Source organism: Mycobacterium asiaticum DSM 44297 (assembly GCF_000613245.1).
Classification (GTDB): Bacteria; Actinomycetota; Actinomycetes; order Mycobacteriales; family Mycobacteriaceae; genus Mycobacterium; species Mycobacterium asiaticum.
In genome coordinates this window covers 323,863-343,890 of the sequence record NZ_HG964937.1, presented here as the reverse complement: position 1 = coordinate 343,890, position 20,028 = coordinate 323,863, and the positions used below count along the sequence as shown (strand labels likewise).

Genomic DNA, 20,028 nt, shown 5'->3' with positions numbered 1-20,028 from the left:
CTACGCGTCGGATGGACTAAGCGGCGGAAACTGCGGCGGCCGCTTCTGCAGAAAGCTCACGATCCCTTCGACGACGTCGGGGCGCGGGAGCGCTTCCCACATCAGGGTTTCGGCGTCCGCCGTGGCCGCGACCACGTCGCGCGTTGCGTCGCCGTAGGCCTGTCTCTTGATCACCGCCATGGCTGTCGGCGAGCAGTACTTGGCAATGTCCTCGGCGTATTCCAGTACGCGCGGCATCAGGTCTTCTGGGGCCACCACTTCTTTCACCAAACCCAGCGCGACCGCCTCGTCGGCCAGAAAAGTACGTCCACTCAACAGCAACTCGAGCGCGACGCCCCACCCCACCAATCTCGGCAGGATCCAGGAGATTCCGAATTCCGCGATCAACCCACGGCGGGCGAACACCGCGCCGAACTTCGCACCTGCCGCGGCGAACCGGATATCGCACATCAACGCCTGGGTCAGGCCGATGCCAACGCACGGGCCGTTGATCGCCGCGATGACGGGCTTGCGCAACTCGGTCACGAAGTGCGGCGGTCGTTCACCGACCAGATCGGCCACACTCTTGCCACCAGCGCTCTGAACCGACTTACCTACGCTGCCTGACGAATCCGACGAGCCGAGATGCGCCCCGGCGCAGAACGCACGGCCGCGACCGGTCACCACGATCACTTTGATCGCGGCGTCCCGCTCCGCACGATCGATGGCCGCATAGAACGCGGGGGCCATATCTGGACCCCATGCGTTGAGACGCTCCGGGCGGTTGAGCGTGACGATTGCGACGCCGGCGGGCGTGTCCTCGTAGAGCACCGCGTCTTCGCCATCGGCGACGGCAGGCGACGGGTCAGGCACCCATACTGTCTACCTATCGGTAGCGCATTCCACAACTAGCGCGATACGCGCCGGCCGCTAACCAGTTTGACGATCGCCAGCAGGATCACCGCGCCCAGCAGACACGTCAAGAAAGAGAACAGCAGCCCTCCTCCTGCCACATCGACACCAAAGCCGCGGAGCAGAAATCCGCCGATCAGGCCGCCGACAATACCGACCACGATATTGAGCACCAGCCCCATCTGCGCGTCGGTCTTCATGATCTTGCTGCCGACCCAACCGGCCAGACCGCCGATGATGATCCAACCGATTACTCCTAGAGTGAGCATTTCCAATCCTTTCGAGGGCGACGGGCCCTGCCGCGCATGAAGGCCCATTGTCACGGGTATGCCCAGCTATCCGCTCCCATAACCGATCCTCGAGGGGACTTCATGGATAGAACGAAGGCAGTCGCTCATCGCCTGGGTCAGGCGCGCTCGGCGTTGGTGCGCGCCCAACTGGCCCTTACCCTCTCCCAGCTGCTGTTGTGGGTTTCACTGATCGGTGGACTCGTCGGCGCGGCACTGCTGTTCGTGCGGCGACGCGCCCACGCCGCGGAGCAGTCGGCGGCGTCGGCGCCCCAACCGGCCGCGCCCGTGACGAGCGACACGTCGCCAGCAAGTTTGCCCTGACCCTCCGATTGGGAAATGTCCTCAAAAGGACATCAACCGAAAGGGAGAGCATCATGGCGAACAGCAACAGCGGTCCGGCGGAGGCGATCAAGGGCATCGTGGAGGACGTCAAAGGCAAGGCCAAGGAAGTCATCGGCACCGTGACCGGCGCCAACGATCTCGTCAATGAGGGCAAGGCTCAGCAGGACAAGGCCGAAGCCCAGCGTGATGCGGCCAAGTACGAGGCCGAGGCCGACAAGGCTCGTGCCGAAGCGAAGGTTCAGGAGGCGCGCCAAGAAGCGCAGCAGTAGTCGGCGCGGATGAAGGCCCAGCCACCATAATCGGCCGGGCCTTCATCCAAATCCGTCGTGCCACAACGGCTTCTGACTATTCGACCAGCCCGAGTTGGCGATACGCGTTCTCGATCTGCGCTTTGGCCTCCGGCGGTAGCACGGCCTGGGGAGGCCGTGAATGCGGATAGTCCCCGATCGGCAGGCCCAGTACGGACGCCGCGAATTTGAACGCACCACCCCAATGCGTGAAGTAGTCAGCCCGCCCTGGGTAGCAGGTGAACCACCCGCCGATGTCAAGATCGAACTGATCCAACCCTGACTCGCGGCCGTAGTCCATCGCCTCGACCAACTTGTCGGCCAGCACCAGATCCCAGTATTCGGAGAACAATCGGCGCCCCGGCGTCTCGAACAGATAGCCGGCGGTGCCCAGTTGCGCCGGGCAGACGATTCCGGCGCGCAGCCACCCCGCGCGGTACACCGTCCGGTCGCATTCCCACAGCACCAGGTCGGGCGCCAGCTCGTGCAACCGCCTGCTGTTCTCCGGACGGAATGCCCCCTCCTTGGTGGCGCACACCGCGGGCACCTCGTGGTAGATCCGCGCGCTTTCGGCCGCGCTCACCACGTAGCCCGAAGACGGCGAGTTGAACATGCCTAGCGCGATGTCGGTGCGCGCCGCGATATAGGAGAAAAACCTCAGGACCCCTTCGCCGCCATGGGTTTCCATCATCGGCGTCTGGATGTAGGCGATGTCGGCGCCCGCCTGTTGAGCGTGCAGCGTCAACTCCAGACAGTCCTTGGCGGACGTGGCCGCGGTACAGGCCTGCACGACGACATCGGGGTTGGCTCGCCGGCCCTCCTCGATGGCCACCTCCAACAAGCGCTTTCGCTCATCAATGGTCAACGCCCAGAATTCGGCCAGGCCGCTGGTGCACCACAACAGGGGGTGTCCGAGATCACCGACGCAGTACCGGACCAGTGCGCGGTAGGCATCCCAATCGATATCGTCACCGTCGGGACCGCTGAAGGGGGTGTAAAGCGAGTCGCCGATGCCCCGCAAAGCGCCTCGGGCCCAAGCACGCGCCTCAGCGGCCGTCGCCACGACGGGCCTGCTCTGCGATGTATACAAAAAAGCCTACGATAGGTATTACAGTAGCAGGTGCAAACTGGGTTGAGACCGCGTGCGCACAACATATTGTGATGGAGGTGCCCGGCAGTGGCAAAGCAGGCAACTGCGGAAAAGCGTCAGCGGCGCGAACGTGGGTCCATCAACCCCGACGACATCATCACCGGCGCATTTGAACTGGCAGAACAGGTTTCGATCGACAACCTGAGCATGCCACTGCTCGGCAAGCACCTCGGTGTGGGCGTCACCAGCATCTACTGGTACTTCCGCAAAAAGGACGATCTGCTCAACGCGATGACCGACCGCGCGCTGAGCAAATACGTTTTTGCCACCCCCTATGTCGAAGCCGCCGATTGGCGCGAGACGCTGCGCAATCACGCGCGGTTGATGCGCAAGACGTTCATGGGCAATCCGATTTTGTGCGACCTGATTCTGATCCGGGCCGCGTTAAGCCCGAAGGCCGCCCGGGTCGGCGCCCAGGAGATGGAGAAGGCGATCAGCAACCTGGTCGAGGCGGGCCTGTCACCAGAGGACGCATTCGATACCTACTCCGCCATCTCGCTGCACGTGCGCGGGTCCGTGGTGTTGCATCGACTGCACGAGAAAAATGAGTCGTCCGACGACGGCAACCGCACCATCGAGGATGCCGTCGCCATCGATCCGGGGACCACCCCGTTGATCGCCCGGGTGACCGGCAAGGGGCACCGAATTGGGGCTCCGAACGAGCAGAATTTCGAATACGGCCTCGAGTGCATCCTCGACCACGCCAGTCAGCTCATCGAGAAGACCGCCAAGCCCGCGGCGAAAGCCAAGAAGGGCGCCCCGCGCAAGGCCGCGCCGCGCGCCCGCAGCACGACCGCTCGCTGACGACCAAACGCCTTGTCAGACTTCCGGTTCCGGCACGTGGAAGTGTTCGTCTCGTAGCCGGAACGCTTCCTTGGTGCCGTGCTGCGCTCGGGTCTTGACGAAATTGAACTCGCCCGGTGCGAATTGCAGGTTCGTGCCGAAGGCGTGAAAGAGATAGCTGGCGACCTCTTCGCCCTGATATGCCTGGCTCTGTTCGACGAGCCGAAAGGCCTCCTTGGCGATGACGATGCCGTCGGCCGGCATCTTGGCCGCCTTCTCCGCCCAGTAGCGGGCGCGTGCGGTGACCGATCCGGGATCGCATGTCTCGGTGAAGATTCCGAATTGGGCGAGGTCACCGGCTTCAATGATGTCGCCGGTCAACAGCAGTCGCCGCGCCAGCACCGGACCCAGTCGATGGAAGAACATGTGCAGGCTGCCCAGCGCGGGCCCGAGGAAACGCGTGGCCGGCATGCCGATCTTGGTGTCCCGGGCGATCACCGAAATGTCGGTCATCAGGGCTATCTCGAAACCGCCGCCCAGGGCGTAGCCGGCGATCTCGCCGACCGTCACCTTCGGAAAGCCCAGCAGGTTGTGGTAGAAGCCAAATGACTTGCGGTCCACGGCGAGTCGTCGTCGTTGGCTCGGCCGGCTGCGTTTGGACGGCTCGTCGCCGTCTTTCGTGCCATACCACCCGTAGGCGTTGTTCATGTCCGCGCCCGTGCTGAAGGTGCCGCCCGCACCGCGCAGCAACACCACGGTGAGGTCGTCGTCATCGGCGACCTGATCCAGGCATCTGGCAATCGCATCACGCATGGGCGGGTCGTAGGTGTTGCGGTGCTCGGGGTTGTTCAGCGTAATAGTGGCGATCCGATGGTCGGCATCCACATCGAAAAGCACCCGGTCGTCAGCGGTGTCGAAGGAGGCGGTCATCTGTCTAACTCCTCTCGGCGCCTGCCGAATTGGGTGGTGGAGAGCTGTTCCGGGCGGGACGCCAGTGTGTTGACCTCACCGATGCACAGCACCTCCTCGCCGAGCAACAGCCGGGCCGTCGAGGTGATGCCGCGCTCGGTCTGCGTTCGGGCAATGTCGAACCGCAACTCGGTCAGTATCGGGGTCGGCCGGCGGAATGTGACGGTCAGCGACCGGGTCTTTCCGGATAACCCGGTCACGCAATTCTGGTGCTGCATGATGCAGTCGAAGAAGACGCCCAGGAATCCGCCGTGCACCAGTCCCGGCGGCCCCTCGTAAACCAGCGGGAAGGTGACCCGGCCGGTGGCAGTCTCGGTGTCGAGGTGGTCGAACCGGTATTCCGGAAAGCATGGATTGAAGGCACCGATGTCGGTCGCATGATCCAGGTAGACCCGTCCGGCGTCGGCATGCACGTCGCCGACTCGCGGGGTGAGGTCGGTTGGCGCCGCAGCGGCGAGTTCGCCCTCCCAGACGGCGAACTGGGCGAGCATGGCATCCACGGTCGGATGTGCGCTCTCCATGGACAACAACAGTGAACTGAGCCGCCGGATGGCGCCCGCAACTGCGACGGTCTGGGCGAGAGGCGCCTCACCGAACCTGGTCCGCTCGGGACTTGCCTGCCCTCGACCTTCGACGCCTTCGGCCATGCGTCCTCTTTCACCCTGCTGTTCCGTCGGCAGCGATTCCTTGCTAACTTATACAGCGTATCAATCGTATTGTTTACTGTATGGGTAACCGTATAGTTGGAGATCAGTGGAAGAGCCGGATCCGACAGTGAGTCACGGGGCTGACTCGACCGAGGCCCAGGGTTCGGTGGCGGCGCACCGCGAGGGTGGCGTTCTCCGCATTACTCTCGATCGACCATCACGTCGTAATTCTCTGACACACATGATGATTCAGTCACTCGTCGATGTGCTGTCCGACGCGGCGACCGATTACTCGTTGCGCGCGATACATATCCGCGGTGCCGGAGACGACTTCTGCGCGGGCGCGGACTGGGTGGCCACCAACTCCGCCGACGGTAAGCGGCCCCGCACGGGTGACCTGGTGCGACGGGTCCCGCACGCCGCACACCGCGTGATCGAGCTGGTGCACACCATTCAACTGCCGGTGCTGTGCAGCGTGCGGGGTTGGGCTGCTGGCATGGGCTGCAATCTCGCTCTGGCCGCTGACTTCACCGTCGCCACCAGCGACGCGATGTTTTGGGAGCCGTTCATGGACCGCGGCTTCAGCCCGGACTCCGGCTCGACCTGGCTACTGCCACGGCTGATCGGGGTGGCCCGCGCCAGGCGGATGTTGTTGCTCGGCGAGAAGGTCGGTGCGATCGATGCGGCCGATTGGGGCCTCATTCACCAGGCCGTGCCCACCGAAGACTACGAGAATGCGGTCGAGGAGCTCCTAGCGCGCCTGGCCGGCGGCCCGACGGTGGCGATCGGACTGACCAAGCAGGCTCTGGGCTTCGGGCAGGGTGCCACCCTGAGTGAGTCCCTGACCCAGGAGCTGTTCAATCTGGAATTATCATGTCGAACAAGTGATTTCAGAGAGGGCTTGGATGCCTTCCGCGAACGGCGTGCGCCACAGTTCCGGGGCCGGTGAACTGTCATGAAGGGATGCGACAATGCCCACGTTTGACACCATCGGCTACGACGTCGATGGACACACCGCGATAATCACGCTGAACCGTCCCGAGGCGCTGAATGCGCTGAGTCCCCACATGATCACCGAGCTGCGTGCCGCGTATGCCGAAGCCGAGAACGACGACGACGTATGGCTGACCATCGTGACCGGCACCGGACGCGCGTTCTGCACGGGCGCCGACGTCAAGGAGATTCCCGAAGACGGCAAGGTGATCTACGAGCGTCCTTACCTGTCCACCTACGACCAGTGGGAGGCCCCCCAGGAGGGAACTCCGCCGTTTCGCACCATGGCCAAGCCGGTGCTGGCCGCCGTCAACGGATTGTGTTGCGGGGCAGGCATGGACTGGGTGACGACGTCGGATATCGTGATCGCCTCCGACCGCGCCACGTTCTTCGATCCGCACGTCAGCATCGGTCTGGTGGCCGGACGCGAGTTGGTGCGAATCTCACGGGTGCTGCCGCGATCGATTGCGCTACGGATGGCGCTGATGGGCAAACACGAGCGGATGAGCGCGCAACGCGCCTACGAACTCGGGCTGATCAGCGAGATCGTCGAACATGACCAACTGCTGGATCGGGCCCGCCAGATCGCCGACATCGTCAACTCCAATGCACCCCTGGCGGTTCGGGGAACACGGCTCGCAATACTGAAGGGCCTCAATGTCCCACTGCACGAAGCTGAGATCATGGCGGAGACATTCCGTGAGCGGGTGCTGCGCACCGAGGACGCGCAGGAAGGCCCCCGCGCATTCGTGGAGAAGCGGAAACCGAATTGGCAGTGCAAGTGATGAGCCACGAGTTCGAGACCATCCTGCTTGACGTCGACGCTGCCGCCCACGTCGCCACCATTACGCTGAACCGACCCGAGCATCTCAATGCCTTCAACCGCACCATGTGTCGGGAGATGGCCGAAGCATGGCGCACGGTCAAGCTGGACGATACGGTGAACGCGGTGGTGCTGCGGGCCGCCGGCAGCCAGGCGTTCAGTGCCGGCCTGGACATCAAGACACCCTACGGCCAACCCGAAAACATCTGGAATCATGAAGATCCCGGCGAATACCTCAGCCCCAAGTGGCAGAAGATGTGGAAGCCGGTGGTCTGCGCCGTCCAGGGCATGTGCACGGCGGGCGCCTTCTATTTCGTCAATGAATCCGACGTGGTCATCTGCTCGCGCGAGGCGACGTTTTTCGATTCCCACGTCTCGGTAGGTCTGGTTTGTGCACTCGAGCCGGTCGGACTGATGCGCCGCGTCGGCCTGGGCGACACGCTGCGCATCGCACTGATGGGCAACGACGAGCGGGTCAGCGCGGACACCGCCCTGCGCATCGGCCTGGTGACGGAAGTGGTGGAAACCGATCGGCTCTGGGGCCGCGCCCACGAAATCGCGGCCACGATCGCCGCCAACCCCCCGACGGCGACGCAGGGCACCGTGAAGGCGATCTGGGAGTCTTTGGACAAGCCGTACCGGACCGCCATGGAGCAGGGACTCATCTACACGCGGCTGGGTAACCCGCTGGGTCAGGCCGAGTTGGCCGCCCAGCCGCCCGCAAAGCGAAAGCCGCAGATCCGCTAGTGCCCGACCATCCACTCAGCCGACGTATTGCCGATGTGCTGGATCTGCAACCGGATTCACCCGCCATCGAGTACGACGACACGTGGTTGTCCTGGGGGCAGGTCGGTGCGGCGGCGCGACATATCGCGTGGTGCGCGCCGGCCGCCAACGTGGGAATGCTGTTGCGGAACAGGCCCGCTCACGTGGCGGCGTTGCTCGGTGTGCTGCTCGGCGGCGGGACGGTGGTCACCGTCAACCCGGCTCGCGGCGACGAACGCACGCGTGCCGATATCGAGGCGCTGCGGTTGCCGTTGATCATCGGGGAATCCGAGGACTTGACAGCACTGGTCGACGCAGGGGCCGAAACCGCGACGGTATCCATGTCCGACATCTTCGACCAACCCACCGAATCTCCGGTTGTGACAGGGATCTCGTCGGGCGTTGCGGTGCGGATGCTGACCAGCGGTACGACCGGCCCGCCCAAGCGCATCGATCTCAGCTACGACATGCTGGCCCACAGCGTGATGGGCCCCGACTACCGTGACGCACCACGGCCGGCCGCACTGCGTCGCGGGGTGGCGATCGTGAACTCTCCGCTGGTGCATATCGGGGGCGTGTTCCGGGTGCTGCAATGCATCGCCGAAGCCAGACCTTTCGTGTTGCTGGAGCGTTTCGAGCTGACGCGGTGGTCCGCGGCCGTACGCAAACACCGGCCCCGCACCGTGTCACTGGTGCCGGCTGCGCTGCGCGCGGTATTGCACTCCGACCTCACGCGTGCGGATCTGTCCAGCATCCGCGCCGTGACCTGTGGCACCGCACCGTTATCGGCCGATGATGCCGACGCGTTCACCGACAAATACGGGATTCCCGTCCTCACGTCGTACGCCGCAACCGAATTCGGTGGTGGGGTTGCCGGCTGGACCCTTACTGATCACCAGCAGTACTGGAAAGCCAAGCGCGGCAGTGTGGGTCGTGCCAATCCGGGTGCGCAACTGCGGGTGGTCGATGACGGTGGCGCTCCCCTACCTGCAGATCAGGTTGGCCGGCTGGAGGTCAAGCCCGCACAGCTGGGCTCGGGCGCGCCGTGGATGCGCACCACCGACATGGCCCGCATCGACTCCGACGGGTTCGTCTGGATCGTCGGGCGGGCTGATCAGGCGATCATCCGCGGTGGTTTCAAGGTGATGCCCGACGACGTACGCACCGCGCTGGAGAGCCATCCTGCGGTAGCCGGGGCGGCCGTGATCGGACGCCAAGACGACCGGCTCGGCGAAACCCCGGTGGCGATGGTGGAGCTTCGCGAGGCGGTGTCCCCCGACGAGCTCGTCGAATACCTGCGGACGCGACTGGCCCGCTACGAGATCCCCACGGACATCGCCATTGTCGATACGATCCCCCGCACCCCATCCGGCAAGGCCGACCTGGGCGCCGTCCGAGGTTACTTCGCAGTCGACCATGCCCGGTGAGCCCGGAACGATTGCCGGGGTTCTCCGGCAGCAGTCGCGGTCGCGGGGCGATCACCCACTACTGGTGTGCGACGACGAGCGCCTCGGCTATGCCGAGGCGGACCGGCGCTCAGCCGAGCTCGCTCGCGAGCTGATCGCGCGGGGAGCCGGCAAGGGCACTCATGTGGGGTTGCTCTACCCCAACGGCGCCGACTTCGTCGTCGGCATGCTGGCAGTCGCGCGCATCGGGGCGGTGGTGGTGCCGTTCTCCACCTTCATGACCACCGGTGAACTGCACCGGCAATTGGTACATAGTGACACCGCTCTGCTGCTGAGCGCCAACTCGTTTCGATCTCATGACTATGTGCAACGGCTGACCGAACTGCTCGGCCGCATCGACGGTGAGTTGTTTCACCCCGCCGTGCCGCAACTGCGCCACGTGCGGGTCGACTCGCGTAACGACCCATGCGCCGACCCCGACCTGTTGCGGGCTATGGAGGACGATGTCGACGGGTCCGACGTGTTGACGATCGTGTACACGTCCGGATCGACCAGCACCCCCAGGGGTGTGGTGCACACACACGCCGCACTGCTTGGACACCAGCGCAACCTCAACACGATTCGAGGTTTGAGCCCGCAGGACCGGCTGTTCTGCAACTCGCCGTTTTTCTGGATCGGCGGGCTGGCGTTCGGGCTGTTGGCCACCCTGGTCGCGGGGTCGACGCTGGTGTGCTCGAACGCAGCCGACGCCGGCACCGTTCTCGACTTGATCGAGGCCGCAAGGCCCACTGTCACCAACGGATTCGTGTCCGGCATCGCACACCTGGCCGAGCACCCGAGCTACCCTCGGCGCGATTTGTCGTCACTGCGGCGGGGCAACCTGTACCCGATCATGGCGCCGGAGACCCGGCCGGCCGACCCTGAGCTGCGGCACAACATGCTGGGGTTGACCGAAGCCGGGAGCGTGCTGCTGATCAGCGACGACGAATCCGATCAACCCGAGCATCGGCGCGGGTCCTACGGCAAACCAGCGCCTGGATTCCAGACCACTATCGTCGAACCGGATACGGGCAGGCCGGTTCGGTCCGGCGTCGTCGGCGAGCTGTGCATCCGCGGGCCGTATGTGATGCAGGGGTACTACAAACGCAGTCGAGAGCAGTGTTTCGACGCCGACGGCTGGTTCCACACCGGCGATCTGGTGCGCGTCGACGACGACGGTTTCATGTATTTCGTCGGCCGCAGGTCCGGCATGATCAAGACGGGCGGTGCCAATGTCTCAGCCGCCGAGGTCGAGCAGGCCTTGGCCAACCTAGGGGTGACGGCACACGTTTTCGGGCTGCCGGACGCACAGCGCGGGCAGGTGGTGGCCGCGGTGATCGCCCTGCCCGACACCACCGCGAATTTCGACGAAGAGGCGCTGCGTGACCGACTGAAGACCGCGCTGTCGTCCTACAAGATACCCAGACGTTTCATTGCTTTGCCTCGCACCCATATACCGCTGCTGTCCAGCGGCAAGGTTGACCTCGAGGGACTGAAGAGGTTGATCGGTGACTGACACGATAGCCGGTTTAGTCGGGGCACAAGCCGCTCAGCACGGCAGCAAACCCATGGTCATCGACCCAGCTTCGCGGGTCAGCTATATCGAACTCGACACGACCACAAAGGATATGGCTGCCACGCTCATCGCGGCCGGAGTGCGAAAGGGCACCCGGGTGGGGTTGATCATGCCCAATTGCACACGCTGGGTGCAGATCGCCATCGCCGTCACACGCATCGGCGGGGTACTGGTTCCGCTGAGCACGCTGCTGCAACCCACCGAACTCGTCGCGCAACTGCGGATGGCCTCGGTACAGTTCCTGGTCAGCGTTGAAGAATTCCGCGGCCACCGGTACCTCGACGCGGTCCGAGCGGTGCCGCGCGCGGAACTTCCTGCGCTGCAGCGGATCTGGCCCACCGGGTCATTGGTACAGACCACCGCCGAGGTCGCCCATGAAATCGTCGATGCCCTCGCCAAAACCGTCACCCCTGCCGACCCGTTCGTCATCATCTTCACCTCCGGCAGCAGCGGCCCGCCCAAGGGCGTCGTTCACTCGCACGGCAATGCGCTGGGAGCGGTGCACTCGGGATTGGCGGCGCGCTGCATCACCTCCGACACCCGGCTGTACCTTCCGATGCCGTTCTTCTGGGTGGGCGGGTTCGGCAGCGGCATTCTGTCGGCGCTGATCGCCGGCGCCACCTTGGTCACCGAGGAAAGACCGCAACCGGAGACCACACTGCGGCTGCTGGAAAAGGAACGCGTCACGCTGTTCCGGGGCTGGCCCGACCAGGCCGAAGCGTTGGCACGCCATCCCGACCGGGCCCATACCGATCTCACCGCGCTGCGCCCGGGCAGTCTGGAGGCGCTACTGCCTCCCGAACAGCGCGCGCAACCGGGCGCGCGGGCGACCCTCTTCGGCATGACTGAGTCATTCGGACCCTACAGCGGGTATGCCGCCGACACCGACCTGCCCGCACCAGCCTGGGGCAGCTGCGGAAAGCCGTTCCCCGGCATGGAAATTCGCATCGCCGACCCGGACACGGGCGATCCGGTCCCGGCGGGCACCATCGGCATGATCCAGCTCCGGGGGCCACACACGCTGCGCGGGATCTGCCGCCGCAGTAGAGAAGAACTGTTCACCGCGGACGGCTTCTACCTCACCGGCGACCTCGGCCGGCTGGACACCGAGGGCTTCCTCTTCTATCACGGTCGCTCGGACGACATGTTCAAAGTCAGCGGTGCCACCGTCTATCCCAGCGAAGTCGAAAGGGTCCTGCGCGGCATCGATGGAGTGCAGAGCGCCTTCGTCACAGATGTGCCTGGGGTCGGGGCGCGGCGGGTGGGAGCGGCGGTGGTGACCAGCGGCCGTACCGTAGAGCAATTACGCCGCGCAGCAAAGGAAGTGCTCAGCTCTTTCAAGGTACCGACGGTGTGGCTGCTGCTGGCCTCCGACGACGACATTCCGCGCGGCGGTACCGGCAAGGTGGACCTGGGGCGGCTGCGGGAAATGTTGGCCGAAGCAAAACCCTAAGGGACCCGCGTCCACGGTTGACAGTTCTGCGACTCGAAGGCCTTCACCGACGTGTTGATGTTCGCGAACATCGGTCCGACCGAGATGTTCGTCTGCAGCACATGCTCCTTGTTGGCGTCCGGTGTGCTGTAGGTGAACCACGCGCACATCGAATCCTGGGTCGGCACATTGTTGATCCACACCCCGAAGGTGGACGCCGACCCGGCCGTGCGATACAGGCCCGGCGCGATGTCGGGCCCCACGACGAAGACACCGTTGCCGGGGATGGGATCCAGTGGGTCGGCGGTAGCCGGCGGCGCCCACGTGACCGCCGTTACGCACACCAACAATCCGGCGGTAGCACGAGACGCGCGGCGCATTTGCTCTCCCTGCGATGGGACCCCTGGACAGCACCTTATGCGCAGAAGCCCGGCCCAACAAGCTCAGCGTCTCGGAGCTATTCCTGCGGCTGCACTACCACTCCACGCTCGATGAGGTGGTCGATCAGCGGGACCGCGCTGGCGGCAAGGTGTTCCGACATCGCCGCGCGGGCCAGCTGCTCATCGTGCCGGGCTAGCGCGTCCAGCACCCGTCGGTGGTCCTTGCCGGCCTGGTCCGGCCAGTGCTCGATCATCGGAAAGACCGACTCGGGGGCGTAACGGGTGATTTGCGACATCAGCTGCGCCAGCTTCGGTGACGCGGCAGCGATGTTGATCGCCCGGTGGAATTCGTGATTGAGCCGGATCGAGCGTTCGTCGTCGTCGGCGGCATACGCGGCCTCAAGTTGAGTTTGCAGGTCTTCTAATTCGCGTAACTGCTCGTCGGTGATGTTGAGCGCCGCGCGTGCGGCGAGCTCGCCGCCGACGTGTGCTTGCACGTTGGCGACATCGGCAAGGTCGCGCTGGGTCAGCGGCAGCACCACGAAGCCGCGGCGGGGCTGCTGCGCCACCAGTCCTTCGGCGCGCAACGCGAACAGCGCTTCTCGCACCGGCGTGACGCTGATCCCCAATTCGGCGGCCAGTTGGTCGAGCCGCACGTATTGGCCGGCCGCGTAGGTGCCTTCGAAGATCCGCTTGCGGACAAAGCTCGCGACGTCCTCGGAAAGTTGAGGCCGCGCACCGAAGTCCGGAACGGTCATGGCCTCACACCCGGTACTCGTCGAGCAGACGCTTGCTGATAATGGATTTCTGGATTTCGCTGGTGCCCTCGCCGATGAGCAGGAACGGCGCATCGCGCATCAGCCGCTCGATCTCGTACTCCTTGGAATAGCCGTAGCCGCCGTGAATCCGGAAGCTCTGCTGGGTCACCTCGGCGCAGAATTCGCTGGCGAGGTACTTCGCCATGCCTGCGGCGACGTCGTTGCGTTCGCCGGAGTCCTTTAGCCGGGCGGCATTGACCATCATCAAATGTGCCGCTTCGACTTTGGTGGCCATCTCGGCCAGCTGGAACGCGATAGCCTGGTGCTCGGCGATTGGTTTGCCGAAGGTCTGCCGTTGCTGGGCATACTTCACCGCAAGCTCGAATGCGCGCAGTCCGATACCGCAAGCCCGCGCGGACACGTTGACCCGGCCCACTTCGATGCCGTCCATCATCTGAAAGAAGCCCTGCCCGGCACGGCCGCCCAGGATGTCGTCGGCGCTGGCCCCGTAGCCGTCGAAGATGAGTTCCGTGGTGTCGATGCCCTTGTACCCCAGCTTGTCGATCTTGCCGGGGATGATCAGGCCGGGCACCACTTCCCCGAACCCCGTGGGCTTCTCGACCAGGAACGCCGTGAGGTTGCGGTGCGGTTTGTCCGCGCCCTCGTCGGTGCGCACCAGCACGGCAACCAGGGTGGAACTGCCGCCGTTGGTCAGCCACATCTTCTGACCGTCGATGGTGTAGGTGCCGTCGGGATTGCGGGTCGCGCGGGTACGGATCGCGGCGACGTCGGAGCCCAGTTCCGGTTCCGACATCGAGAAGGCGCCGCGCGTCTCGCCGGTCACCATCCGCGGCAGGAACCGTTGCTTCTGCTCGTCGGTGCCGTGCTGGCGCAACATGTACGCGACGATGAAATGGGTGTTCAGGACGCCCGAGATGCTCATCCAGCCGCGGGCCAGCTCCTCGACGCACAACGCATAGGTCAACAGCGACTCGCCCAGCCCGCCGTACTCCTCCGGGATCATCAGGCCGAACAGTCCCATGTCGCGCAGGGCGTCGACGATCGCCTGCGGGTAGGTGTCGGTGCGCTCCAGCGCCGGCGCGTTAGGGATGATCTCCTTGTCGACGAATTGCCTTACAGTCGCGACGATTTCGGTTTGAAATTCGGTCAATCCGAGGGTCTGGGCGAGTTTGGTCATTCGCTCGTTCCTATCGTCCCCGCGGTCGCCAACCGCTTGATGTCGGTTTCGGTCAAACCCAGGTACTCGGCGAGCAGATCCGCGGTATCCGCCCCCAATCGCGGCGCGGCGGCGCAGGCGGGGTGAACGCCGTCGATTGCAGCGGGCATGGCCGGAGCGAGGTAGTCACCGACCCCGGGCTGGTGCAGCCGGGAAAACAACGGATTGCCAGTCACTTTCGGTCCGGCGGCGACCTCGGCAAAGGTGCGGTACCGTTCCCACAACACCGAGGTGCCCGAGAGCGCGGCGCTGACCTCGTCGCCGCTATGGTCGGCGAACCAGGTGCCGAACAGTCCGGATATCGCATTCCGGTACCGGTAGCGGTCGCCCTCCGAGCCGAAGTCCGCCCCCAGCGCCTCGGCCAGTGCCGTCATGGCACCTTCAGTGCCGGTTATCTCGACCAGATCGCGAAAGTGGCGTCTGGTCAACAGGACTACCATGAACCGGACCCCGTCGTTGCTGACGAAGTCCTGCCCGTACTGGCCGTAGATGGCGTTGCCCAGCCGTTCGCGCTGCGTCCCGATCACCTGCGGCTCGGTCAGCAAGCCCAGGTTGCCGGCTGTCGCCAGAGCGACGTCTTCGAGCGCAATGCTGATGCGCGCCCCAATCCGCGCTTGCTCGCGGCGGCGGAGTGCGGCGACGACGGACAGGGCGGCGTACAGCCCGCAGCTGACGTCCCAGGCGGGCAGGACATGGTTGATCGGGCCGGCGTGCTCGGCGGGGCCGGTCACCATGGGGTATCCGAGCCCGGCGTTCACCGTGTAGTCCACCCCGGTGGATCCGTCGCCGCGGCCGAGCAGCTGAACGTGGATGATGTCGGAACGCTTGGCCGCCAGCGCATCATGGCTTAGCCACGACATTCCGGCGGCGTTGGTGACCACGATGCCGTCACCCTCGACGATCAGCCGCTGTACCAGCTCCTGGCCTTCGGTCGAGCGCAGATCGATGGTGGCCGACCGCTTGCCCTTGTTCAGCCCAGTCCAATAGATCGAGGTGCCGTCGGCGGCCAGCGGCCAGCGTTGCGTGTCGGCGCCCCCGCCGATCGGGTCGACGCGGATCACCTGCGCCCCGAGCTGGCTGAGTGTCATGCCGCACAGCGGCGCGGCGACGAAGCTGGACACTTCGACAACGCGGATGCCGGTCAGCGGCAGCGCCGGAGCCGTCATGTGACCCGCTCGAAGACTGCGGCCAAGCCCTGGCCGCCGCCGATGCACATGGTCTCCAGGCCGTAGCGCGCCTGGCGCCGGTTGAGTTCGCGGGCCAGCGTGGCCAGCATTCGGCCGCCGGTCGCCCCGACCGGGTGGCCCAGCGAGATTCCCGAGCCATGCACGTTGGTGCGGTCGTGGTCAGTCGGGGTGAAGTTCCACTCCCGCATCACCGCGAGGGCCTGGGCGGCGAAGGCCTCGTTGAGTTCGATGAGGTCGATGTCGGCTAGCCGTAGGCCCGCTTTGGCCAGGGCGACTTCGGTGGCCGGGACCGGACCGATACCCATGATGTTGGGTGCCACACCGGCCGACCCCCATGACACGAGCCGCACCAGCGGCGTCAAGCCGTATTCCGACGCCTTCTCCGGGGTGGTGACCACGCACATAGAAGCGGCGTCGTTCTGTCCGCTGGCGTTGCCGGCCGTCACCGTCGCCTCCGGATCATCCTTGGCCAGAACGGGTTTGAGCTTGCCCAATGACTCCAGGGTGGTGTCGGCTCGCGGATGTTCGTCGGTGTCGATCAGCTCCTCGCCGTGGCGGGTGGCCACCGGCACTCCGATGATCTCTTCGCTGAGGATGCCGTCCTTTTGCGCGGCCACCGCACGCTGATGCGACCGCACCGCAAGCTCGTCCTGCTCCTGGCGCGAGATGCCGTACTGACGGCGCAGATTCTCCGCCGTCTCGAGCATCCCACCAGGAACCGGGTAGTGGCGCCCCCCGGCGGTGGTGCGCCCGCGCGCTAGCCCGTCGTGCACACGGACACCGGAACGTGCACCGCCCCAACGCATGTCGGTGGAGTAGAAGGCGACGTTGCTCATGCTTTCACAACCACCGGCGACGACGAGGTCGTTGTTGCCGGTGCTCACCTGCAGGCACGCCTGGATCACCGCCTGCAAACCCGACCCGCAGCGCCGATCGACCTGCATGCCCGGGACGGTGACGGGCAGCCCGGCGTCCAGGGCCACCACGCGCCCGATCGCGGGCGCCTCGCTGCTGGGATAGCAGTGTCCCAGGATCACGTCCTGCACGGCCTCGGGCGAGATGCCGGCGCGGTCGAGCAGTCCCTTGAGCGCCGCGACACCGAGGTCTACGGCGCTGAGCGACTTGAACATTCCGCCGTAACGCCCGATCGGTGTGCGTACCGGCTCACAGATGACGGCCTCCTGCCGAACCCCACCACTCATAGGTGCCGGCCGCCGGTGATCTCCATGACGGTTCCGGTCATGTACGACGACAGGTCCGAGGCAAGGAACAGGGCGACGCTGGCCACCTCGCTGGGCTCACCGGCTCGCCCCATCGGGACCTCGGCCACCTTGGAATCCCAGATGCGTTGCGGCATCGCTTCGGTCATCGCGGAGCGGATCAGGCCAGGCGCGATCGCGTTGACCCGAACGCCAAGGTAGGCAAGCTCTTTGGCGGCCGCCTTGGTCATACCGACGATCCCCGCCTTGGCCGCCGAGTAGTTGGTCTGGCCGACCATCCCTACCTTGCCCGAGACGGACGACATGTTGATGATGGCGCCGCGCTTGTTTTCCCGCATCACCGCCGCAGCCAGCCGGGTGCCGTTCCAGGTTCCCTTCAGGTGCACGTTGATGACCTGATCGAACTGCTCTTCGGTCATCTTGCGCATGGTCGCATCGCGGGTGATGCCGGCGTTGTTGACCATGATGTCCAGCCCACCGAAGCGATCGATGGCAGTCTGGATCAGGTTTTGCACCTGGTCGGATTGGGTTACGTCGCATCGCACCGCGAGAGCGACTTCCGCACCGCCCAGTTTCTCGGCCGCCGCCTCGGTCGCTTCCAGATTGACATCGCCGAGCACCACCCGGGCTCCCTCGGCGATGAATCGCTCCGCTATCGCGAATCCGAGACCTTGCGCAGCGCCGGTAACCACGGCGGTCTGACCTTCGAGCAACGACACCTGTATCACGCACCCCTACATGTCATGGTTGGCCCGCCTTCGGGCACCCGTCCGTCCAACATCATATTTCATATATGATATTGCTAATCACCCGCCCGGCCCCAAGGAGCACCAAGCAATGACGGCTGAGGTTGCCGAAGTCGCCGACGAGGATTTCCAGGAGATCCTGGCGCAGACCCGCCACTTCGTCCGTACCGCGGTCGTCCCGCGGGAGCAGGAGATTCTCGACGAGGACCGGGTGCCTGACGAGCTTCGCGACCAGGCCAAGAAGATGGGCCTGTTCGGCTACGCCATCCCGCAGGAGTGGGGCGGGCTGGGCCTGAACCTGGTTCAGGACGTCGAAATGGCGATGGAGTTGGGATACACCTCGCTCGCGGTGCGGTCGATGTTCGGCACCAACAACGGCATTGCCGGACAGGTCCTCGTCGGCTTCGGCACCGACGAGCAGAAACAACGCTGGCTGGAAGGTATTGCCTCCGGTGATGTGGTCGCGTCGTTCGCGCTCACCGAACCGGGCGCCGGCTCCAATCCTGCCGGATTGAAGACCAAAGCCGTTCGCGACGGCCAAGATTGGTTAATCTCGGGACAGAAGCGCTTCATCACGAACGCCCCTACCGCCAACCTGTTCGTCGTGTTCGCCCGCACCCGGCCCGCCGATGACCAGGGCCCCGGCATCGCCGTCTTCCTGGTTCCCGCCGATGCGCCGGGCGTGTCAGTAGGCACCAAGGACGCCAAGATGGGTCAGGAGGGCGCCTGGACCGCCGACGTCAGCTTCGACGACGTCCGTGTGGACCACACAGCTTTGATCGGGGGCAGCGAGGACATCGGGTACCGCGCCGCCATGACCTCGCTGGCCCGCGGCCGGGTGCATATCGCTGCGATCGCCGTCGGTGCCGCGCAGCGCGCGCTCGACGAATCCGTGGCCTACGCCGCGACCGCCACCCAAGGCGGGACGCCGATCGGCAACTTCCAATTGGTGCAGGCGATGCTCGCCGACCAGCAGACCGGGGTGCTAGCCGGCCGGGCTTTGGTCCGCGACACCGCACGCCAGTGGGTGAACAACTCCGACCGGCGGATCGCCCCGTCGGCCGCGAAGCTGTTCTGCACCGAAATGGCCGGAAAGGTAGCCGATCTCGCGGTGCAGATCCACGGCGGCAGCGGTTACATGCGCGGAGTGCCGGTCGAACGGATCTACCGCGATGTTCGCCTGCTGCGTCTCTACGAGGGAACCAGCGAGATCCAGCAACTGATCATCGGCGCGAACCTGGTCAAGGCGGCGCAGCGATGACCGGCCGACTGCAGGACAAGGTCGCATTCATCACCGGGGCCGCGCGGGGCCAGGGACGGGCACACGCCGTTCGGATGGCCAGCGAGGGCGCGGACATCATCGCCGTCGACATCGCCGGCGAGTTGCCGCCCTGTGTCCCCTACGATTCCGCCACGCCCGAAGACCTGGCCGAAACCGTCCGCCTCGTCGAACAGACCGGGCGGCGGATCATCGCCGCCACCGCCGACACTCGTGACCTCGCGGCGCTCCGCAGGGTCGTCGACGACGGCGTCGCGCAGCTCGGCCGGTTGGACATAATCGTTGCCAACGCGGGCATTTCGGCGCCACAAGCGTGGAACGAGATCACCCCGCAAGACTTCCGCGATGTGATGGACATCAACGTCACCGGCACCTGGAACACCGTGATGGCTGGGGCGGACAAGATCATCGAGGGCGGCCGGGGTGGGTCGATCATCCTGATCAGTTCCGCGGCCGGGGCCAAGATGCAGCCGTTCATGGTGCACTACACCGCCAGCAAGCATGCCGTCACCGGGTTGGCTCGCGCCTTCGCCGCCGAGTTGGGCAAGCATTCGATCCGGGTGAACAGCGTCCACCCCGGGCCGGTGAACTCGCCGATGGGTAGCGGCCAGATGATCTCTGCCATGGGCAAAGCCATGGAAACCAACCCGCAACTGTCCAACATGCTGACGCCGTTCCTGCCCAGTTGGTCCGCCGAACCGGAGGACATCGCCGACACCGTCTGCTGGCTGGCCAGCGACGAATCGCGGAACATCACCGCTGCCAAGATCCCCGTCGATCAGGGATCCACCCAGTACTAGCAGGGTGAAATACGCGCAGACGCGTATG

Annotated in this window: 22 protein-coding genes; 11 read left to right on the top strand and 11 right to left on the bottom strand. The window is 65.1% G+C overall.

Annotated elements, in window-relative coordinates:
- Positions 1-852, bottom strand: coding sequence for an enoyl-CoA hydratase (locus tag BN972_RS12140; RefSeq protein ID WP_036358018.1), 852 nt, complete (start codon positions 850-852; stop codon positions 1-3).
- Between the two features lie 35 nt (positions 853-887).
- The gene (locus tag BN972_RS12135) at positions 888-1,160 is read right to left on the bottom strand and encodes a GlsB/YeaQ/YmgE family stress response membrane protein (RefSeq protein WP_036360711.1); all 273 of its coding nucleotides are present in this window, start codon (positions 1,158-1,160) and stop codon (positions 888-890) included.
- A gap of 102 nt (positions 1,161-1,262) precedes the next feature.
- Here BN972_RS12135 and BN972_RS12130 point away from each other — a divergent pair, with 102 nt between their 5' ends.
- Both BN972_RS12130 and mbp1 read left to right on the top strand, forming a co-directional pair.
- Positions 1,263-1,502: a hypothetical protein gene (locus tag BN972_RS12130; RefSeq protein ID WP_036358015.1), complete on the top strand. Its 240-nt coding sequence runs from the start codon at positions 1,263-1,265 to the stop codon at positions 1,500-1,502.
- Positions 1,503-1,555: 53 nt separating this feature from the next.
- Entirely contained in the window at positions 1,556-1,792 is a 237-nt protein-coding gene (gene mbp1, locus BN972_RS12125) for a microaggregate-binding protein 1 (RefSeq protein WP_036358011.1), read from the top strand.
- Positions 1,793-1,868: 76 nt separating this feature from the next.
- Here the strand turns inward: mbp1 and BN972_RS12120 are convergent, their stop codons facing one another.
- Entirely contained in the window at positions 1,869-2,873 is a 1,005-nt protein-coding gene (locus BN972_RS12120; protein WP_036358009.1) for a dihydrodipicolinate synthase family protein, read from the bottom strand.
- Between the two features lie 114 nt (positions 2,874-2,987).
- Between BN972_RS12120 and BN972_RS12115 the strand changes: the two genes are divergently transcribed.
- A complete protein-coding gene (locus BN972_RS12115; protein ID WP_036358007.1) occupies positions 2,988-3,764 on the top strand; it encodes a TetR/AcrR family transcriptional regulator in 777 nt (258 codons plus the stop codon).
- 15 nt (positions 3,765-3,779) lie between these two features.
- On the opposite strand, the gene BN972_RS12110 is transcribed toward BN972_RS12115, so the two are convergent.
- Both BN972_RS12110 and BN972_RS12105 read right to left on the bottom strand, forming a co-directional pair.
- Positions 3,780-4,673, bottom strand: a complete 894-nt coding sequence (locus BN972_RS12110) for an enoyl-CoA hydratase/isomerase family protein (RefSeq protein ID WP_036358004.1) — start codon at positions 4,671-4,673, stop codon at positions 3,780-3,782.
- The gene (locus BN972_RS12105; protein ID WP_036358001.1) at positions 4,670-5,359 is read right to left on the bottom strand and encodes a hotdog family protein; all 690 of its coding nucleotides are present in this window, start codon (positions 5,357-5,359) and stop codon (positions 4,670-4,672) included. The genes BN972_RS12110 and BN972_RS12105 overlap by 4 nt, the downstream gene beginning before the upstream one ends.
- Positions 5,360-5,486: 127 nt before the next feature.
- Here BN972_RS12105 and BN972_RS12100 point away from each other — a divergent pair, with 127 nt between their 5' ends.
- From BN972_RS12100 to BN972_RS12075, 6 genes are read left to right on the top strand one after another with little or no spacing between them, the layout of a single operon-like run.
- Complete coding sequence (locus tag BN972_RS12100) at positions 5,487-6,308, top strand: enoyl-CoA hydratase-related protein (RefSeq protein ID WP_036360709.1); 822 nt, start codon at positions 5,487-5,489, stop codon at positions 6,306-6,308.
- A gap of 22 nt (positions 6,309-6,330) precedes the next feature.
- Positions 6,331-7,137, top strand: coding sequence for an enoyl-CoA hydratase/isomerase family protein (locus BN972_RS12095; RefSeq protein WP_036357998.1), 807 nt, complete (start codon positions 6,331-6,333; stop codon positions 7,135-7,137).
- Positions 7,137-7,922 carry an enoyl-CoA hydratase/isomerase family protein gene (locus BN972_RS12090; protein ID WP_036357996.1) on the top strand — a complete coding sequence of 262 codons (786 nt, stop codon included), beginning with the start codon at positions 7,137-7,139 and terminating at the stop codon, positions 7,920-7,922. The genes BN972_RS12095 and BN972_RS12090 overlap by 1 nt, the downstream gene beginning before the upstream one ends.
- Entirely contained in the window at positions 7,922-9,367 is a 1,446-nt protein-coding gene (locus tag BN972_RS12085) for an AMP-binding protein (protein WP_036357994.1), read from the top strand. Before BN972_RS12090 ends, BN972_RS12085 begins: the two co-directional genes overlap by 1 nt.
- A complete protein-coding gene (locus BN972_RS12080) occupies positions 9,357-10,901 on the top strand; it encodes a class I adenylate-forming enzyme family protein (protein ID WP_036357991.1) in 1,545 nt (514 codons plus the stop codon). The genes BN972_RS12085 and BN972_RS12080 overlap by 11 nt, the downstream gene beginning before the upstream one ends.
- Positions 10,894-12,414 carry a class I adenylate-forming enzyme family protein gene (locus BN972_RS12075; protein ID WP_036357988.1) on the top strand — a complete coding sequence of 507 codons (1,521 nt, stop codon included), beginning with the start codon at positions 10,894-10,896 and terminating at the stop codon, positions 12,412-12,414. The genes BN972_RS12080 and BN972_RS12075 overlap by 8 nt, the downstream gene beginning before the upstream one ends.
- Here the strand turns inward: BN972_RS12075 and BN972_RS12070 are convergent.
- The 6 genes from BN972_RS12070 to fabG form a co-directional block, all read right to left on the bottom strand.
- Positions 12,411-12,773: a hypothetical protein gene (locus BN972_RS12070; protein WP_036357985.1), complete on the bottom strand. Its 363-nt coding sequence runs from the start codon at positions 12,771-12,773 to the stop codon at positions 12,411-12,413. The two genes, BN972_RS12075 and BN972_RS12070, sit on opposite strands and share 4 nt — an antisense overlap.
- A 77-nt stretch (positions 12,774-12,850) precedes the next feature.
- On the bottom strand, positions 12,851-13,531 hold the full coding sequence (locus BN972_RS12065) for a GntR family transcriptional regulator (protein WP_036357982.1): 681 nt from the start codon (positions 13,529-13,531) through the stop codon (positions 12,851-12,853).
- 4 nt (positions 13,532-13,535) lie between these two features.
- Positions 13,536-14,729: an acyl-CoA dehydrogenase family protein gene (locus BN972_RS12060; protein ID WP_036357979.1), complete on the bottom strand. Its 1,194-nt coding sequence runs from the start codon at positions 14,727-14,729 to the stop codon at positions 13,536-13,538.
- A complete protein-coding gene (locus tag BN972_RS12055) occupies positions 14,726-15,934 on the bottom strand; it encodes a CoA transferase (protein WP_036357976.1) in 1,209 nt (402 codons plus the stop codon). The genes BN972_RS12060 and BN972_RS12055 overlap by 4 nt, the downstream gene beginning before the upstream one ends.
- The gene (locus BN972_RS12050) at positions 15,931-17,157 is read right to left on the bottom strand and encodes an acetyl-CoA C-acetyltransferase (protein WP_036357973.1); all 1,227 of its coding nucleotides are present in this window, start codon (positions 17,155-17,157) and stop codon (positions 15,931-15,933) included. The genes BN972_RS12055 and BN972_RS12050 overlap by 4 nt, the downstream gene beginning before the upstream one ends.
- The gene (gene fabG, locus BN972_RS12045; RefSeq protein ID WP_036357970.1) at positions 17,154-17,903 is read right to left on the bottom strand and encodes a 3-oxoacyl-ACP reductase FabG; all 750 of its coding nucleotides are present in this window, start codon (positions 17,901-17,903) and stop codon (positions 17,154-17,156) included. Before fabG ends, BN972_RS12050 begins: the two co-directional genes overlap by 4 nt.
- 109 nt (positions 17,904-18,012) lie before the next feature.
- Here fabG and BN972_RS12040 point away from each other — a divergent pair, with 109 nt between their 5' ends.
- Together BN972_RS12040 and BN972_RS12035 are read left to right on the top strand one after the other, a co-directional pair.
- Positions 18,013-19,182, top strand: a complete 1,170-nt coding sequence (locus BN972_RS12040) for an acyl-CoA dehydrogenase family protein (protein ID WP_036357967.1) — start codon at positions 18,013-18,015, stop codon at positions 19,180-19,182.
- Positions 19,179-20,000 carry a mycofactocin-coupled SDR family oxidoreductase gene (locus BN972_RS12035; RefSeq protein WP_036357964.1) on the top strand — a complete coding sequence of 274 codons (822 nt, stop codon included), beginning with the start codon at positions 19,179-19,181 and terminating at the stop codon, positions 19,998-20,000. Before BN972_RS12040 ends, BN972_RS12035 begins: the two co-directional genes overlap by 4 nt.
- The last annotated feature ends 28 nt before the right edge of the window (positions 20,001-20,028 follow it).